13 protein-coding genes are annotated in these 18,308 nt (G+C 63.6%); 8 read left to right on the forward strand and 5 right to left on the reverse strand.

Annotated features, from left to right (window positions below):
• From RAD15_RS42650 to RAD15_RS42660, 3 genes are all read left to right on the forward strand, one after another.
• A partial coding sequence (locus RAD15_RS42650) for a UDP-glucose dehydrogenase family protein (RefSeq protein ID WP_458184655.1) occupies positions 1–653 on the forward strand: 653 nt, incomplete at its 5' end.
• Positions 654–1,623: 970 nt separating this feature from the next.
• Positions 1,624–5,946: a hypothetical protein gene (locus RAD15_RS42655; protein WP_458184656.1), complete on the forward strand. Its 4,323-nt coding sequence runs from the start codon at positions 1,624–1,626 to the stop codon at positions 5,944–5,946.
• A gap of 279 nt (positions 5,947–6,225) precedes the next feature.
• Complete coding sequence (locus RAD15_RS42660) at positions 6,226–7,116, forward strand: aldose 1-epimerase family protein (RefSeq protein ID WP_458184657.1); 891 nt, start codon at positions 6,226–6,228, stop codon at positions 7,114–7,116.
• A 20-nt stretch (positions 7,117–7,136) separates the two neighbouring features.
• Here the strand turns inward: RAD15_RS42660 and RAD15_RS42665 are convergent, their stop codons facing one another.
• From RAD15_RS42665 to RAD15_RS42675, 3 genes are all read right to left on the reverse strand, one after another.
• On the reverse strand, positions 7,137–7,985 hold the full coding sequence (locus RAD15_RS42665) for an MBL fold metallo-hydrolase (RefSeq protein ID WP_458184658.1): 849 nt from the start codon (positions 7,983–7,985) through the stop codon (positions 7,137–7,139).
• Between the two features lie 5 nt (positions 7,986–7,990).
• The gene (locus RAD15_RS42670) at positions 7,991–8,989 is read right to left on the reverse strand and encodes a Bug family tripartite tricarboxylate transporter substrate binding protein (RefSeq protein WP_458184659.1); all 999 of its coding nucleotides are present in this window, start codon (positions 8,987–8,989) and stop codon (positions 7,991–7,993) included.
• 96 nt (positions 8,990–9,085) lie between these two features.
• Positions 9,086–10,243 (reverse strand): acyltransferase family protein, encoded by a 1,158-nt coding sequence (locus tag RAD15_RS42675; RefSeq protein ID WP_458184660.1) that lies wholly within the window; start codon positions 10,241–10,243, stop codon positions 9,086–9,088.
• Positions 10,244–10,525: 282 nt separating this feature from the next.
• Here RAD15_RS42675 and RAD15_RS42680 point away from each other — a divergent pair, with 282 nt between their 5' ends.
• Complete coding sequence (locus tag RAD15_RS42680) at positions 10,526–11,341, forward strand: response regulator (protein ID WP_458184661.1); 816 nt, start codon at positions 10,526–10,528, stop codon at positions 11,339–11,341.
• Positions 11,342–11,374: 33 nt separating this feature from the next.
• On the opposite strand, the gene RAD15_RS42685 is transcribed toward RAD15_RS42680, so the two are convergent.
• Entirely contained in the window at positions 11,375–12,514 is a 1,140-nt protein-coding gene (locus RAD15_RS42685) for an alpha/beta hydrolase family protein (protein WP_458184662.1), read from the reverse strand.
• 88 nt (positions 12,515–12,602) lie between these two features.
• Complete coding sequence (locus RAD15_RS42690; RefSeq protein WP_458184663.1) at positions 12,603–12,977, reverse strand: c-type cytochrome; 375 nt, start codon at positions 12,975–12,977, stop codon at positions 12,603–12,605.
• A gap of 450 nt (positions 12,978–13,427) precedes the next feature.
• Here RAD15_RS42690 and pgm point away from each other — a divergent pair, with 450 nt between their 5' ends.
• The 4 genes from pgm to RAD15_RS42710 all read left to right on the forward strand — a co-directional run bounded on the left by pgm (position 13,428) and on the right by RAD15_RS42710 (position 18,150).
• On the forward strand, positions 13,428–15,074 hold the full coding sequence (gene pgm, locus RAD15_RS42695) for a phosphoglucomutase (alpha-D-glucose-1,6-bisphosphate-dependent) (RefSeq protein WP_458184664.1): 1,647 nt from the start codon (positions 13,428–13,430) through the stop codon (positions 15,072–15,074).
• 279 nt (positions 15,075–15,353) lie between these two features.
• Positions 15,354–16,403 carry an aromatic ring-hydroxylating dioxygenase subunit alpha gene (locus RAD15_RS42700; RefSeq protein ID WP_458184665.1) on the forward strand — a complete coding sequence of 350 codons (1,050 nt, stop codon included), beginning with the start codon at positions 15,354–15,356 and terminating at the stop codon, positions 16,401–16,403.
• 3 nt (positions 16,404–16,406) lie between these two features.
• Positions 16,407–17,159, forward strand: coding sequence for a GntR family transcriptional regulator (locus RAD15_RS42705; RefSeq protein ID WP_458184666.1), 753 nt, complete (start codon positions 16,407–16,409; stop codon positions 17,157–17,159).
• 10 nt (positions 17,160–17,169) lie between these two features.
• The gene (locus RAD15_RS42710) at positions 17,170–18,150 is read left to right on the forward strand and encodes a PDR/VanB family oxidoreductase (RefSeq protein WP_458184667.1); all 981 of its coding nucleotides are present in this window, start codon (positions 17,170–17,172) and stop codon (positions 18,148–18,150) included.
• The last annotated feature ends 158 nt before the right edge of the window (positions 18,151–18,308 follow it).

Here is an 18,308-nt window from a genome sequence, read left to right on the forward strand (position 1 = left end):
ACGAGATCGCGGACCTCTCCGAAAAAGTCGGCGCCAACGTGCAGGAGGTCGCGCGCGGCATTGGCCTGGACAACCGCATCGGCACCAAGTTCCTGCATGCCGGTCCCGGCTTCGGCGGCTCGTGCTTCCCGAAGGACACCAAGGCGCTGATCAAGATCGCGCAGGACTATGACGTGTCCTTGCGCATCGTCGAATCCGTGCTGGCGGTCAACGAGAACCGCAAGCGCGCGATGGCGCGGAAGGTGAGCCAGGCGCTCGGCGGCTCCTTGCGCGGCAAGACCATCGCCGTGCTCGGCCTCACCTTCAAGCCGGATACCGACGACATGCGCGATGCGCCGTCGATCCCGCTCGTCACCGGCCTGATCGACATGGGCGCCAAGGTGCGCGCGTTCGATCCGGTCGGTATGGAGCAGGCCAGGGGCGAACTGCCCAGCATCACCTATTGCGAGGACGCCTATTCCTGCGCGCAAGGCGCCGATGCGCTGGTCGTCGTCACCGAATGGGTGCAGTTCCGCGGCCTCGATCTCGACCGGCTGAAGGCGACCATGACGCAGCCCGTCGTCGTCGATCTCCGCAACATCTACAGCCCCGACGACATGCGCGCCGCCGGCTTCACCTATGAGAGCGTCGGCCGGCCGCCAGTCCAGGGCTAACGATCCACCGCTTCGCATAATTCCGTCATGGCCGGGGCTTGCCGTCTTCGCCTAGGCTTCGCCGGCCCGATTCTGTAAGCCCGGCGAAGCATTCGCGGAGCCGGTTCCTGGCATCCACGTCTGTTTTCTAGTCCAAGACGTGGATGCCCGGGCCTTCGCCCCGCCGAAGCGGCTTCCATCGTGGCTACGGTCCGCCTTCCGAATGGGGCGAAGAACGATCCCAGGAGGTCTTTGTCGGCCAGCCTGGATGTTTGTTCGCACAGTCGCATTCGGACGACGGGCATTTGAGGGCATTTGGAAGCAAGCGGCGAGACGGCTCTTTGCCGGAACCAATGGTCCGGCTCTTGCCGCGGTAGGCCAGAGGACGACCGCCGAGCCAACAGCGCCTCCGCCGGGAATGCAACCATCCGCTTCGGCGCCCGTGCACCTTGCCGCGCGCGATTCAGTGCTGCTCCGGAACCAGCCTTGACCATCTGACGTCAACCAACGGCGCAGTCTGCGGTAGTATAATGATCTCGCCTCTCGCTGCGCACGAGACGTCGCGGGCGCGGAGTTTACAATCTCAGATTGCGCATGCCGCGCGAGGAGCGCCGCGCCTCACCATCGCCAGCGCAAAGACATCTCGATGTCACGGGATCATCACTCTGTGCGCAAAGTGACGTGCGATGGATGTTGCCAGTGGCGGCGGGCAAGGTTGGTTCCCTACATCGCTGAAATCATCAGGCTGCTTGCGCAGAAGTGCGCTCGACGTGCCGTCGCTTCGCGCGGCGAGCGTGGTCGATCGCGCGCGCGAGCGAATGTGAAATCGTGATGGTTTTGTTCCGCCGTGGAACTTGATTGAAGGAGCATCACTGATGTGCGCGAACCGCTGAAAATTTAGGCGAAAGCCTGACAATTTTAGCTTTCTTGAAGTCGGTTTTCTTTAGGAGTGACTGCCAGTCTGCGCTCCATGGAAATGGGGGCGTTCTAAATGTCGAACGAGACGGTTACCACTGCATCGAGCTTTGTGAGTTCTCTCGGTATCAACACCAACGCAGGCGCCTATACCGACGCCTACACAAACTCCAGCCTGATCATCAACAGCCTGGACTATCTCGGCATCAGTCACGTTCGCGACTCCTACAACGCAATCGGTCATGCGAATGCCGTCATCGATGCGCTTGCCAACGCGGGTGTCTCGTTCGATTTTCGCGTCAGCTATACCCTGCCGGAGTCGGGCAGCACGGGGCTCGCCGCCTACGTCGCCGCTCTTGCCGAGTTCAAGGCGGAGCACCCGGGTGCTCTGCTGTCGATCGAGGGCATCAACGAAGCCAATCTGAACGACTTCTCCTATAACGGACTGACCTCGCTCGAAGGCGCGGCGGCGTTCCAGCAGGCTCTCTATACCGCGGTGAAGGGCAGCGCCGCTCTCAGCGGCGTCACCGTCGTCAACTTCAGCATCGGATACCAGACCGACGCGACGAACGCTCAAGTCGGCGACATGAGCGCCTATTCGGACGCGGCCAATGCACACGTCTATGTGCAGACCGGCGCGCTCGCCGACGCCCAGATCGAAGACGACCTTCGTCTGGCGCAGAATATTTCGACGAACGATCCGGTCATCGTGACGGAGACCGGCTATACGACGTTGTCGAGCGTCACCGGCATCGGCGCGAACGAAGACGCGCAGGCGAAGCTCGTCCTCTCGAATCTGCTCCTGGCGTATGAAGACGGATCTTCCGCCACTTACATCTACGAACTGTTCGACTCGCCATCCTCGGCGTCTCGAGGCGACAAGGAAGCCCATTTCGGTCTTTTCAACGTTGACGGAACACCGAAGGAAGCCGCTGTCGCAGTCCACAATCTGACGACCATCTTGAGCCACGGTGACAACGGCACCGCTCACACCGGTTCGGATCCGAGCTACACGCTTTCCAACGCGCCCAGCAACACGCATACGATGCTGATGAACAAGTCAGGCAGCGTCAGCGACCTCGTTGTATGGGCCGATACGCGCGTATGGAACAGCGCGAGCCAGACCGAAATCACGACGCCGGTCACGTCCGTCACCGTCAAGCTCGGTCAGGTGCAAAGCACCATTTACGTCTATGACCCGCTGCAGGGTACGGACCCGATCGCGGTCTACTACAACACGGACACGATCCAGATCGGCCTCAGCGATCATCCGCTGGTCATCGAGATCGGTGCGACTCAACCGGCCGCCGAAGCCCCGACGACGGTGGACAGCACTCTCACGATGACATCGGCCGAGTTCGTCGCCCAGATGGACACCCTGGTGAGTGCTACCGGACTGGAAAAGGTGACTTTGACCGACTCGCATATTCTGGCCGTCTCGTCGACCCAGACCATGCAATACGTCATTTCCCATTACGGCACTCTCCTGTCGAAGATCGACGGCGGTTACTCCTTCTCCAACACCTGGAGCGGCGTCGGCTGGACCAAGGAGCAGGATTTTGACGCCAGCGGTTCCCTGACCGAGACCACCGTTTGGGGCTACGACAGCAGCGGCACCCTTATCTCGAAGAGCATTACGCTGGCCGACGGACGGCTCGACTATTACCACTATGAAATCACCGGCCAGGCCTACACGTCACAGCACACTGCCTACGACGCGAGCGGCAACCTCACGCTGATCGAGCGCTTCCACGCCGATGGCAGCTATCAGTACAAGGCTGCATACAACAGCGACGGTTCCAAGGTTTACGACTACTACAGCAGCACCGGTGCGCTGACCACGGAAGTCAGCGTGACCTCGTCCAGCACGGTCACGACCACCTATGACGCCGCGACCGGATACAAGCTCAGCGTCTATACGGCCAATGCGGACGGTAGCGCCGACAACAAGATCTATGCGAACGGCGTGCTGATGAAGGACAACGTCGTTCACACGGACGGCTCGACCGAGGTCTACGTCTACAACATCACCGGACAGGCCTACGAGACGACGCATCAGGTGATCGACGCGAGCGGCAAGGTGACGCTGATCGAGCGCTTCCATGGCGACGGCAGCTATCAGTACAAGGCGGCTTACAACTCGGACGGCTCGAAGGTCTACGACTACTACACGAGCACGGGGGTTCGGAGCTCGGAAGTGGTCGTCACGGCGACCGCCACCACGACGACGACCTATGACACGACGACGGGCTACAAGCTCAGCGTCTATACGGCCAATGCGGACGGCAGCGCCGACAACAAGCTCTACACGAACAACGTGCTGATGAAGGACAACGTCCTTCACAAGGACGGCTCGTCCGAGGTCTACATCTACAACATCACCGGCCAGGCCTACGAGACGACGCATCAGGTGACCGACGTGAGCGGCAAGGTGACGCTGATCGAGCGCTTCCACGCCGACGGCAGCTATCAGTACAAGGTGACTTACAACTCGGACGGCTCGAAGGTCTCCGACTACTATACGAGCACGGGGCTGCACAGCGCCGAAGTGGTCGTCACGTCGACCAGCACCACGACGATCACCTACGATACGACGACGGGCTACAAGCTCAGCGTCTATACGGCCAATGCGGACGGCAGCGCCGACAACAAGGTCTACACGAACAACGTGTTGATGAAGGACAACGTCCTTCACAAGGACGGCTCGTCCGAGGTCTACATCTACAACATCACCGGTCAGTCCTACACCACGACCCATCAGGTGAGCGACGCGAGCGGCAAGGTGACGCTGATCGAGCGCTTCCACGCCGACGGCAGCTATCAGTACAAGGTGACTTACAACTCGGACGGCTCGAAGGTCTCCGACTATTATACGAGCACGGGGCTTCGGAGCTCCGAAGTGGTCGTCACGTCGACCGCCACCACGACGACCACCTACGACACGACGACGGGCTACAAGCTCAACGTCTATACGGCCAATGTGGACGGCAGCGCCGACAACAAGGTCTACACGAACAACGTGTTGATGAAGGACAACATCCTTCACAAGGACGGCTCGTCCGAGGTCTACATTTATAACATCACCGGCCAGTCCTACACCACGACCCATCAGGTGGGCGACGCGAGCGGCAAGGTGACGCTGATCGAGCGCTTCCACGCCGACGGCAGCTATCAGTACAAAGTGGCCTACAACTCGGACGGCTCGAAGGTCTCCGACTACTACACGAGCACGGGGCTTCACAGCTCCGAAGTTACCGTCACGTCGGCCAGCACCACGACAACGACCTACGACACCGCGACCGGCTACAAGCTCACGGACTACATTGCCTATGCGGACGGAAGCGCGGAGAACAAGACTTACACGGGCGGTGTGCTGACGAAGGACAACGTCCTTCACAAGGACGGCTCGTCAGATGTCTATGTCTACCATATCGCCGGCCAGTCCTACACCTCGACGCATCAGGCCAGCGACGCCAGCGGCAACGCGACCCTCGTCGAACGCTTCCACGCCGACGGCAGTTACGACTACAAGGCGGCGTACAACGCGGATGGCACCAAACTCTACGACTATTACAACAGCGCCGGCAAATTGAGCACGGAGGTCTCGGTCATCTCGACCGGCACCACTACCACGACCTACGACACCTCGGCCGGCTACAAGCTGACCGAGTATACGGCCAACGTCGACGGCAGCGCGGAGAACAAGACTTACACGAGCGGCGTGCTGACAAAGGACAACATCGTTCACAAGGACGGCTCGTCGGATGCCTATGTCTATCAGATCACCGGCCAGTCCTATACGTCGACCCACCAGGCGTACGATGCCGGCGGCAGCGTGACGCTCGTCGAGCGGTTCCACTCCGACGGCAGCTACGATTATCTGGACAAGCACAATACGGACGGCAGCGAGGACATCTCCAACTACTCGAGCACCGGAGCGGTCCTTAACCACACGCTCATCAAGGCTGATGGCTCCCGCGCTGTCGACTATTACAGCCAGGACGGGACCGGCGATATCCGCACCGACACGATTGATGTCGGCGGCAATTTGACGATGCGCGAATATACGCACACGAGCGGGGCCCACGAGGTCTATGCCTATGCCGACAATCTGAAGCTTGCCGGCGGTACGGGCAACGACACGTTCTACTTCCGCTCCACCAATGGCGGCACGGTGACCTATCAGGGCGGCAATGACACGGTCTACAGCTTCAACACCGATACCTCTGCCGGCACGGACAAGATCTCGGTCAGCTCTTCGCTTGCCGCAAGTTTTAACGATCTTCACATGGCCCAGCAGGGTTCGGATGTCATGATCACGCTGGACAGCCATGATACAATCTTGATCAAGGGGATGACGGTCGCTAACCTTCACAGCGACTACTTCATGTTCACTTGATGGCTCCTCTGGTGTGCACGGCCAGTCTCTTGGTCCGATGAAGGTAATGTGCCAAGGCTGGATTGCGACGCGAATCGCGATGATGATCGACGATTTCATCGTCGGATTTGGATATGTGATTCAGAAATGCATCATCGGCGTCCGCAATCGCCAAGCCACCTTCCTTGAGACGGTGGTTTCCGTGCGATATCAATATCCTGGTATGCACTTGTGCGGATATTGGATTCGTTCTGCGCAATAGCGCGTGACGTGCCCGTGCTACGATGAAGAGGGAATGCCATGACCGACGACACCCACACGATCGGCAGCGGCGGGCTCACCGCGATCATCAAGGCGCACGGCGCCGAGATGTGCTCGCTCAAGCACAAGGACGGTACTGAATTCGTCTGGCAGGCGGAGCCGGCCTGGCCGCGCCATGCGCCACTGCTGTTTCCGATCGTCGGGCGTCTCGCCAATGACGAGTTGCTGCACCGGGGCAAGACCTACCGCATGACCCAGCACGGTTTTGCACGGGATAGCCGCTTTGCCTGGGCCGCGCGCGACGAAAGCCGCTGCGTGCTGGTGCTCGAGGACAGCGAAGCGACGCGCGCGCTGTATCCGTTCGCGTTCCGCTTGACCGCAGCCTACACGCTTGGCGATGCCGGTCTCGATCTCACGCTCACGATCGCCAACACCGGCAAGGAGACGTTGCCGGCGTCACTCGGCGGCCATCCCGCTTTCAACTGGCCGCTGCAACGGGGAATGGCGAAGGAGAGCTATGCGTTGACCTTTGCGGACGCAGAGTCATCTCCGGTCCGGCGTCTCAGTGGCGGGTTGCTGCGCGCAGCAGTGGAGCCGAGTCCGGTCAAAGGCGCGGTGCTGCCCTTGTCGGAATCCCTGTTCGTCGATGATGCAATCATCTTCGACCGGCTCGAGAGCAAGTCGGTTCGCTATGCCTTGGGGCAGGGCGCATCCGGCGGGCCCTGGCTCAAGATGTCATGGCGCGGCTTTCGCGAGCTCGGCGTCTGGTCGAAGCCGACAGGCGCGCCGTTTCTCTGCATCGAGCCCTGGCGCGGCTATGCCAGTCCTGCCGGTCTCGACGGCGAGTTCACCGACAAACCGGGCCTGATGCACATCGCACCGGGAGCGCAAGAGCAGTTGTCGTTCCGGATCGAGGTCGGTTCGTCCTGAGGCCGGACGGCGTCCCGCTCTCAGACCTCGATCCGCGTCAGATCTTCACCGAGCACGACCGGACCTGAATAGTCTCGCCGCACATCTTCCAGCAGTGCGTTCAGCATGGCATCGTCGGTGCGCGGCCGGTGATGGGTCAGCGCCAGCTTCTTGACGCCGGCCTTGGCCGCAACCTTGCCGACCGTGTCGCCGCAGGCCAGCGTGTATTTCGCAAGGCGGCGGAAGTGCTCATTGTTGATCTCAGGCGTTGCGAGAAAGCAGACCTGCACGAGCAGGTCGGCGCCCTCAGCCAGCCGTTCGAGGCCGGGGCAAGGGACCGTGTCGCCGGAGATCGCGATGACCTTGCCCTCGGCCTCGAAGCGATAGCCAAGGCACATCCAGCGCGCGAGAAACGCCGGCGACATGTCGAGCCCGTCGCCATGCGAGACGAGCTCGGCGCTGATCTTCCAGCGCCCGGTGTCGAGAACGGGGCCGGGAACGATGTCGGTCGCGACGACCGGCTTCCAGCCGCCGAAGGTCGGCTCACCCTGATCGCGCCAGGCGATGTCCTTGTCGTAGACCTGCGTGACCAGCGTGTTGACGAGCCGTTCGGTGTCGGGCGGCCCGTAGATGCGCAGATCGTCCTTGCGCCCATGCATCCATGAATTCAGCATCACGTCGTAGAGATCGCCGATGTGGTCGAAGTGATGATGGGTGAGAAAGACCGTGTTGATGGCGCCGAGCGGCACGCCGGCCTTGCTGAGCTGCACCATGACGCCGCGGCCGGCGTCAAACAGGATGTTCTCCTCACCGAGCCTGATCAGCGTCGTCGTTGCCATCCGGCGCGGATCCGGGCGCGGGCCGCCGGTGCCGAGCAGTAAGACCTCCATGGCGCCTACTCCAGTGTGAAGCCGGTGGACTTGATCACGCCGCCCCAGCGGTCGTAATCGTCCCTGATGATGCGAGAAAACTCCGCGCGCGTGTCGGCGACGACGCCGACATCGAGTGCGGACAGCAGTTGGAGGACGGCGGGATCGGCCAGCGCGCTGCGCAGATTGCCATTGAGCTTGTCGAGGATCGGCTCCGGGGTCTTGCCCGTCGCGAAGAACCCATACCAGAAGTCGGCCGCCTCGATGGCGCCGAGCCCGAGTCTGAGTTCGGCAAAGGTCGGCACGTCGGGCAGCCGCGGCGAGCGGCTTGCGCCGGTGATCGCAAGCAGTCGGATCGTGCCGGCCTTGTACTGCTCCATCAGGCTCGCCGTCGTGTCGAACGTCGCCTGGATCGTTCCGCCCAGGAGATCCGTGATGGCGGGCGCCGAGCCGCGATAGGGGACGTGAGCCATCTCGATGCCGGCCGCCTGGTTCAGCATCACGCCGAGGAAGTGGGACGGCGTGCCGGCGCCGAGCGAGCCGAAATTCATTCGCTCCTTGTTGGCGCGCGCGTAGGCGAGGAAGTCCGCGAGATTGTCGGTGGGCAGCTTGGTGCTGACGGCGAGCGCGAACTGAAACGTGCAGAACCTGCTGATCGGCGCGAGATCGACCAGCGGATCGAACGGCAACGATTTGAAGATGAACGGATAGAACGCGGTTGCGACGATCGGCGCCGATAGCAGCGTCGCGCCATCCGGCTCGGACCGGACCACTGCTTCGGCGGCAATACGGCCTGCCGCGCCCGGCTTGTTCTCGACGATGACGGCTGCCCCGGTCTGCTCGCGCAGCTTGTCGGCGATGATGCGGCTCATCGCATCGAGCCCGCCGCCCGCCGGAAAGCCGACGACGACCTTCGTGGTCCTCTCCGAGGTCTGTGCGCCGGCCCGGGTGGCGAGCACGGCGGCGGCTCCGCCGACAGTCCTGAGAATTGCGCGCCGCGTTGCGCGCTGCATGTTGATGGTCATCGTGCCCTGAAAATCCTGTCGGAGCACACAGTAGAGTCGAAGGCGGCAGCGAGGCAAGCCGCATCAGGCTGTCGGCGCAGGGACCGAGCAGGACGTTCAGCGCGTGCCGGTCGCAATGGCGGCGATGGCGGGCCGCATGGTCGACTTGCCGGATCCCGCAGACGTCAGGCGATGCGCCAGATCCTGCGCGCGCCGCTCGACCAGATGCCATGTCGCGCGGGCGGCGAGATAGCTGAGCGCGGCGGTGACCGCGTAGGCGACGAACAGCGAGACCAGCCCGTCCCCCAGCGGCCAGAGCTGGCGCAGGCCGTGGATCACCGCGAAGTGCGACAGGTACATCGAATAGGAGTTGCGGCCGAGCGCCTCGAGCGGCCGGCAGCGGACCGAGAGGCGGATGCAGCCGGCAACCAGCGCGCCGAGCACGAGGTTGATCATCAGATAGTTGAATTCATGCGAGCTGGTTGCGCGGTCGGCGATGAAGGACAGTGCAATGAAGACGGCGAAGATCGCGGCGTCGGACCTGGCAAAGCCGTCGCGCAGCGCGAAGAACAGCGCGCAGCCGATGAGGAAGACCGGAAGCTGGTTCAGGAAGCTGATGTGCAGCGTGGTCCAGACGAAGGCCTCCTGGCCGGGGCCGTAATAGGCCGAGAACAACGCGAAGGCCCCCGGCTTGAACATGCAGACGTTGACGAGATGCAGCACGATCGCCAGGACGAGATAGAGATGGCGGCGCGACCCGAACGCGGCGATCAGGAGCGGGAAGACGAGATAGAACGTCATCTCGGCCGCGATCGACCAGTCGCCCGGCACGACGCTGTTGACGGCGTCCGGCCAGAAGCCGTGCAGGAACGTCGCGGTCAGGATCACCTGGAGCGGCCCGACGCCATCGGGGGCGTTGGCGCTCGGCCCCGTGCCGTTGACGGCGAGGTAGAGCGGGATCGCGAGCCAGAACAGCGGCGCGATGCGCAGAAAGCGCCGGATGTAGAATTTGCGGGTCGCATTGGTCTCGATGCGCTGCGTCCACATCAGGCACATCGTCATGGCGCTGACGAAGTAGAACACGTTGACGCCGGTCCAGCCGCACATGAAGGCGTAGTCGACGGCGCGGATATTTGACGGAAAGGATTGCGAAACGTGGATCGCCATGACGCCGGCGATGGCAAGACCCCGCAGGAGGTCGAGCGTGTGCGAGCGACCGAGGAGCGTTGCGCCCCGTTCGGTTCCACCGGCAGCCAACCGGGCCTGCCCCTGCATCGCACCTGCTCCATGGTTTCGCGCCAGCAAGCCGGGACAATAGAGGTGGGCGGCGCTTTTCCGAAGCCGAAGACCGTCTTTAAGTTAACCGGCCCGGCCGCCGGATGTCGGGGGGCGGACTGGCTCGACGGGCACTCGCGCCCGAACATGGCTATGCAACGATGCGCGGGATGAGAATTGTGTTCCAATTCATACTTAATCCTCCAAAAGCATGACCAATATTGTTTAGGCGTCGCAAGACGCCTAGTATTCGGCAGGCAATTTCGGGGGCTCGAACAGGTCGTGAATGTCCGTTCACATGACGGCGTGCTGCGCAACGACCTGACTGTTCAGGCCAGGCCGCAGGCACACAGGACATCTAAAATCGTGGCTGATTCCGCACTTCAGGACTTGCGTCCCGCCGGCCGCGAGCGGCTGATCGTCGTCGAAGACGATCCGGTGACGCGGACGATGCTGGTCGGTTACTTTAACGAGAACAATTTCGACGTGATCGGCGCCGGCTCCTGCGCGGAATGCCGCCAGGCGCTGCGCGCGCGCGCCGATCTCGTCTTCCTCGACGTGCAGCTGCCTGATGGCGACGGCTTCGAGCTCGCCAAGGAGATCCAGGCGACCAGCAACGCGGGCATCATCTTCGTGACCCGCCGCGACACCGACGTCGATCGCATCCTCGGCCTCGAGATCGCCGGCGACCATTACGTCACCAAGCCGATCAATTTGCGCGACCTGCTGGCGCGCGCACGCAGCGTGCTGCGGCGGCGCTCGATCGACCGCAAGGCGGCGCGCAACCACAATTCGATCGCTTTCGGCGACTGGATCATCGACCTGACGCGGCGCGAGCTGCTCGGCAGTGATGGCAAGCCCGTGGCGTTGACGCGCGCGGAGTTCGACCTGCTGGCGGCGCTGGTCGGCGCCGACGGCAGGCCGCTGAGCCGCGACTATCTGATCGAGGTCGTCAGCAATCGCCAGGCCGAGGTCGACATCCGCACGGTGGACGCGCTGGTGGCGCGGCTGCGCCGCAAGCTCGTCGGCAGCGGCACGCCCGTGATCGCCACCGTCACCGGCGTCGGCTACAAGCTCGCGCTCAGCGAGCGGCTCTAGCTTCATTCCTCGAGGGATCCGATCGCCCCGCGCCTATCGCGCACGGGCGCTCTGATCGGTCGGGACCTGGCGCTCCGTCCCGGTCAGTCGGTCGTCAACCGCATAGAGCGTGCACGTCGCCGACCATTTCATGCAGGCTGCGAGTGAATCGCGCTGGGCCTCGTCCGTCGTGACGCGCCCCGAACGCCAGCCGTAACCGCCGTTCGGCGACACCGCAAAGGCCTTGTGCGGCATCGTGCTGGCGAGATAGCGCGCGAACTCGGCGCGCGCGGCGTCATTGAGCTGGCTTGGCGGCGGCAACGGATCAGGCGGGCTCAGGATGTCATGGCCAAGGCCGCGCTCGCGCAGGAAGGCGTCGAGATACGGCGTCCATTGCGGCCGGCCGACCACCGAATAGAGATAGTGGCCGTCGTCGCCGTAGGGCGGCGCCGCGACGAATTTCGCGTTGCCGCCGCTGGTGCGAAACCCGTCATGGAGGCGGCGCGCCAGATCGGGACCGAAGAAGGAGTCGTTGGTGGCGTAGACCCAGAGCATCGGCACGCGCGAGGTCTTGCCGAAGGTCGCGAAGGCCTGCGTCAGCCCATCGGGATTGCAGACGTCGTCGTCATCGCGCGAGCCGCGGCCGCCGGCAAAGCTGATCGCGGCGACCAGACCGCTCGGTGCCTGCGCGGTCAACGCGACGGTGGCGAGCCCGCCGGCGGAATGGCCGGCCGCGATCATGCCCGTCGTCGTCACGTCGGCCCTGTGCGCCATCGCGTCGATCGCGGCGCGCAAATCCGCGACCGCAACCGCTGCTGCCGGCAGATAGGCGGCCTTCGCGCAACCGCCGACGCTGTCGACGCGGCCGCCGGGCGAGGTGCCGTAGCCGCGCCGCATCACGATCAGCGCGGCAAAGCCGCGCCGGGCATATTCGAGCGCGATGCCGTAATATTTATGCGCGGACATGGTCGCGCGGTCGTCGAAGCTGCGCGGCGAGCCGTGGCTGAGCAGCGCCAGCGGATAGCGCTTCGTCCCCGCCGGGCGCACCAGAAATGCCTCCAGCCCCTGCGGCCCGGCCTCCGTCATCGGGATGCGCAGATCCTCGGTGTAGAACTCGGCGGCGTTGGCGCGAACTGCTGCCCCCGCGATGGCGAGCAGGATGAGCACGGGCAGATGCCAGCGCGCTAAGTCCATGGGTGGATGATTCTCCGTGGCCGCGCGGATCATAACAGAACCGCACGGCCCGGCGAACTCATCCTGATCTCATCGCTTTAGCGACCGCTCATTTCAGCGTCTGAAGATAGACGATGACATTGGCCCGATCCGTGGGGTTCGGCAGCCCCTTGAAGAACATCTTGACGCCGTGGACGTCGCCGCGCGGGTCGGCGAGGTAGGCATCCAGCGCCGTTGGCGTCCATGCCGCCTTGTTGGCCTTCATGGCATCAGAATAGGCGAAGTCCGGAACGGCGGCGGGCTTGCGGTCGACGACATTCCAGAGGCTTGGGCCGACCTTGTTCACCCCGATCACCACCGCGTGGCAGTTCTCGCAGGTTCGCTCGAAGACGGTCTTGCCCGCGGCGGCATCGCCCTCGGCGGCGGAGGCGGACGGTGTGGCCAACGACGACGTGGCCAGGGCCAGCACGAGCGTGAAGATCAAACGTCCAGTCATCTTGAGTTTACTCCCCCAAGGTAATCAGCGAGGAATCAGCCAAGGGATCGGCGGGCTGATCCTGCAAATCCCGGCTTTCGTTGATCAAACGGCAAGCAGCGTGCCCCACGCCACGCGGCGGCGTCTTTGTCCTGAATCAACCGAAATCCGGGACCAAAGTACGAGGAGCGCCATGCGTCATCACCATGGATCATCCTGGGCCGGATGCGCGTTGTCGGTTGAACTTTGACCGGAGTGTGTCGGGCGGGTCACTTGCGCCGGTCCAATCGGCTTGGCGATGCGCCGGCCGATGGTATGGTGTTCTAGAGCGTTTTCCAGCGAAGTGGATGCCGGTTCGCGTGAAGAAAACGCGTCAAAACAAAAAACTAGAGCTTCCGTTCCGATTCTATCGGAACGGAAGAAGCTCTAGGCTGTCGTTTGAAGGCACGGAGAGTTGCAGTGGCAGAAGTCGATCCCGCGGCGGGTAAGCCGGTTGCGCCGAGCGCGCTCACCAACGTTCCAAGGCTGGTGACGGCCTATTTCGCCAACAAGCCCGATCCGGCTGATCCGGCGCAGCGCGTGGCGTTCGGCACCTCCGGCCATCGCGGCACCTCGCTGAAGAACAGCTTCAACGAGGGCCATATCCTCGCGACGACGCAGGCGATTTGCGATTACAGACTGGAAAAGGGGCTGACCGGCCCGCTCTTCATCGGCATCGACACCCATGCGCTGGCCGAGCCGGCGCTGGTCAGCGCCGTCGAGGTTTTCGCCGCCAACGGCGTCGACGTCATGATCGACAAGGACGGCGGCTACACGCCGACGCCCGTGATCTCGCATGCGATCCTGACCTACAACAAGGGCCGCACGTCTGGCCTCGCCGACGGCGTCGTCGTCACGCCCTCGCACAATCCGCCGGAGGATGGCGGCTACAAGTACAATCCGCCGCATGGCGGCCCGGCCGACACCGACGCGACCTCCGTGATCGAGAAGCGCGCCAACGCCTATCTCGCCGACGGTCTCAAGGGCGTGAAGCGCATCGACTACGCCAGGGCGCGCAAATCCGCGACCGTGCACGCCTACGACTTCATCACGCCCTACGTCGCCGATCTCGGCAACGTCGTCGATCTCGACCTCGTCAAATCCGCCGGCATCAAGATCGGCATCGATCCGCTCGGCGGCGCCGCGGTGCATTACTGGCACCCGATCATCGAGCGCTACGGCCTGAAGGCGACCGTCGTGAACGAGGCGATCGACCCGACCTTCCGCTTCATGACGGTGGACTGGGACGGCAAGATCCGCATGGATTGCTCATCGCCCTATGCGATGGCGAGCCTGATCGCGATGCGCGACCGCTTCGACGTCGCCTTCGCCAACGACACCGACGCCGACCGCCACGGCATCGTGACGCGCACCGGCGGCCTGATGAATCCGAACCATTATCTGGCGACCGCGATCGCCTATCTGTTCGCGCACCGCCCGAACTGGAGCAAGGACGCCGCGATCGGCAAGACCGTGGTGTCGAGCTCGATCATCGATCGCGTGGCGAAAAAGCTCGGCCGCAAGCTGGTCGAGACGCCGGTCGGCTTCAAATGGTTCGTCGACGGCCTCCTCACCGGCGGCTTCGGCTTCGGCGGCGAGGAGAGTGCAGGGGCTTCGTTCCTGCGCCGCGACGGCACGGTGTGGACCACCGACAAGGACGGCGTCATCCTCGGCCTGCTCGCCGCCGAGATCATGGCCAAGACCGGCCGCGATCCCAGCCAGCTGTTTGGCGATCTCACCGCCGAGCTCGGCGTGCCCCATTACGCGCGCATCGACGTCGCCGCCACGACGCCGCAGAAGAACATTTTGAAGTCCGTCACGCCAGAGCAGCTCGGCCTGAAGGATCTCGCCGGCGATCCGGTTCGCTCGACGCTGAGCAAGGCGCCGGGCAACGGCCAGCCCTTCGGCGGCATCAAGGTGGAGACTGACTATGGCTGGTTCGCCGCAAGGCCGTCGGGAACGGAAGATGTCTACAAGATCTACGCGGAAAGTTTCCGCAGCACCGAGCACCTGAAGCGGATCCAGGAAGAAGCGAAGGCGGGGCTGGCGAAGGTGTTCGGGGCGTAAGGCGTCCTGAGTCTTCGCTTCGTTCTCAGGCGCCCTCCAGGGGAGGAGCCGCCGTATCGACAGCTGTCATCACCCGCGAAGGCGGGTGATCCAGTACCCAGTGGCGCCCGTTGTGTAACCCAATGTCCGCCTCGGAATAATGGATTCCCCGCCTTCGCGGAATGAATGTATACATCATATCTGCCATAGGTATAAAAATACGCCAATTTCGGCCTTGAACAATTCTATTCCTTCGCTATTGTATACATAACGTATTCATAAGCCTTGGGAGTGAGACCGGTGACAAAGCCCTTCCCCATGAACGCCTGGTACGCCGCGGCCTGGGATGCGGACGTGAAAGCTGCGCTGTTGCCGCGGACGATCTGCGGCAAGCATGTCGTGATGTACCGCAAGGCCGATGGTTCGGTGGCCGCGCTGGAGGATGCCTGCTGGCACCGCCTGGTGCCGTTGTCCAAGGGCCGGCTCGAAGGCGACACCGTCGTCTGCGGCTATCACGGCCTGAAATACAATGCGCAGGGCCGCTGCACCTTCATGCCCTCGCAGGAGACCATCAACCCCTCGGCCTGCGTGCGCGCCTATCCCGTGGTCGAGCGTCATCGTTTCATCTGGCTCTGGATGGGCGACCCTGCGCTCGCCGATCCCGCGCTCGTGCCCGACATGCACTGGAATCACGATCCGGCCTGGGCCGGCGACGGCAAGACCATCCACGTCAATTGCGACTACCGTCTCGTGCTCGACAATCTCATGGACCTCACCCACGAGACCTTTGTGCACGGCTCCTCGATTGGAAATGACGCCGTCGCGGAAGCACCGTTCGACGTCACCCACGGCGAGAAGACGGTCACGGTGACGCGCTGGATGCGGAACATCGAGCCGCCGCCGTTCTGGGCCAGGCAGCTCGGCAAGTCCGTCCCCGTCGACCGCTGGCAGATCATCCGCTTCGAGGCGCCGTGCACCATCGCGATCGACGTCGGCGTGGCGCCGACAGGCACCGGCGCGCCGGAAGGCGATCGTTCGCAGGGCGTCAACGGCTTCGTGCTCAACACCATCACGCCGGAGACCGAGAAGACCTGCCATTATTTCTGGGCCTTCGTGCGCAACTATCAGATCGGCGAGCAGCGCATCACCACCGAGATCCGCGAGGGCGTCTCCGGCATCTTCCACGAGGACGAGCTGATCCTGGAAGCGCAGCAGCGCGCGATGGACGAGAACCCGGACCGCATCTTCTACAATCTCAACATCGACGCCGGGGCGATGTGGACGCGCAAGCTGATCGACCGGATGGTGGCCAAGGAAAACGGGCCGCAACATCTTCAGGCGGCGGAGTAGGACATGGCCGAACGTGAGGTCGACCGCTCCGTCTCGCAGACCGTGAAGGCGCAGCTCGCGCTGCGCGACCAGATCCTGTCCGGCTCTCTGCGGCCGGGCGAGCGCATCTCCGAGCTCCAGGCGGTGGAGACCACCGGCGCCTCGCGCACGCCGGTGCGCATGGCGCTGGTGCGGCTGGAGGAGGAGGGGCTGCTGGAGGCGATCCCGTCCGGCGGCTTCATGGTGAAGGCGTTTTCCGAGCGCGACATCTCCGATTCCATCGAGCTGCGCGGCACGCTGGAAGGCCTCGCCGCGCGCTTTGCCGCCGAGCGTGGCGTTTCCGCGCGCGAGCTCGAGCCTTTGAAGGAATGCCTGGCTGCGATCGACGAATTGCTGGGCCAGGTGCCGATCTCGATCGAGGCTTTCTCGTCCTATGTCACGCTGAACGCGCGCTTCCACGCATTGCTCACGGAATTGTCGCGCAGTCCGCCGCTGATCCGGCAGATCGACCGCGCCTCCGCGCTGCCGTTTGCTTCGCCGAGCGGATTCGTGATGGCGCAATCGGCGCTGCCCGAGGCGCAGCAGATCCTGATCATCGGGCAGGAGCACCACCGCGTCGTGATCGATGCGATCGAGAACCGCGAGGGCACGCGCGCCGAAGCGATCATGCGCGAGCACGCACGGCTCGCGGTGCGGAATTTGCGGCTCGCGCTGCGCAACCGGACCCATCTCGACCTCTTGCCGGCGCTCGCGCTGATCAAGACCCTAGCCGATTGAGGCAGTCACCATGCGCTTCATCGAAACCTGGATTCCGGCGACGCTCGTCTCGACCCGCGATCTCGCCCCCGGCATCCGCGAATTCCTGATCCGGCCCGATCAGTTCGACGGCGCGGCCTATCCGGTCGGCAGCCACATCAATGTCAGCGTGACCATCGACGGGCAGCCCGAGACGCGGTCCTATTCGCTGGTCGGCGAAGCCTCGTCGCAGGGCTTGCGGATCGCGGTGCGCCGCGCCGAGGATTCCCGCGGCGGCTCGCGCTACATGTGGCAGCTGGCGCCGGGCGCGCGGCTCGACATCACCCAGCCCGCCTCGCTGCTCGCGGTGGATTGGGCGCGTGACAATTATTGCCTGATCGCCGGCGGCATCGGCATCACGCCGATCCTCGGTGCGGCGCAGGCGCTGGCGCGGCGTGGGGCGAATGTGACGCTGCATTATGCGGTGCGCTCGCGCGGCGACGCCGCCTATCTCGATGACCTCGCCGCGATGCTCGGCGATCGTCTGGTCGTCCACGCCAGCGACGAAGGCAAGCGGCTCGATCTCGACGCCCTGTTTGCGTCGATGCCCAAGGATGCACTGGCGCTGTTCTGCGGCCCGATGCGAATGCTGGATGCCGCACGCCACGCCTGGATCGGTGCCGGCCATCCGCTGCCCGATCTCCGCTATGAGACGTTCGGCTCCAGCGGCTCGCTGCCGACCGAGACGTTCCGCGTGCGCCTGAAGGGCTCGAATGTCGAGCTCGAAATCCCGCGTGAGCGCTCGATGCTGGATGTGCTCAACGCCAGCGGCCACGACGTGATGTACGATTGCAAGCGCGGCGAATGCGGCCTGTGCGCCATCGACGTGGTCGAGGTCGACGGCGAGATCGATCATCGCGACGTCTTCTTCAGCGACCACCAGAAGCAAAGCAACCAGAAGATCTGCGCCTGCGTCTCCCGGGCACGGGGCACGATTACCGTGGACACGCTGCTGCGCGCGGATGCGGTCTGAGGGTTAGAGAAAGTCGTCATGCCCGGGCCTGACCCACGGGTGTCCGGTTTAGGTTTGAGCCAGACTTAGGCACATCTGGGGCTGATCTTGGCTGATCGTGGGTGGTTGGAGCAAGCTGTCGATACGGCGGCGCTGCATGAGGTTGGCGCGGACCAGTC

This window comes from Bradyrhizobium sp. 14AA (assembly GCF_054185205.1).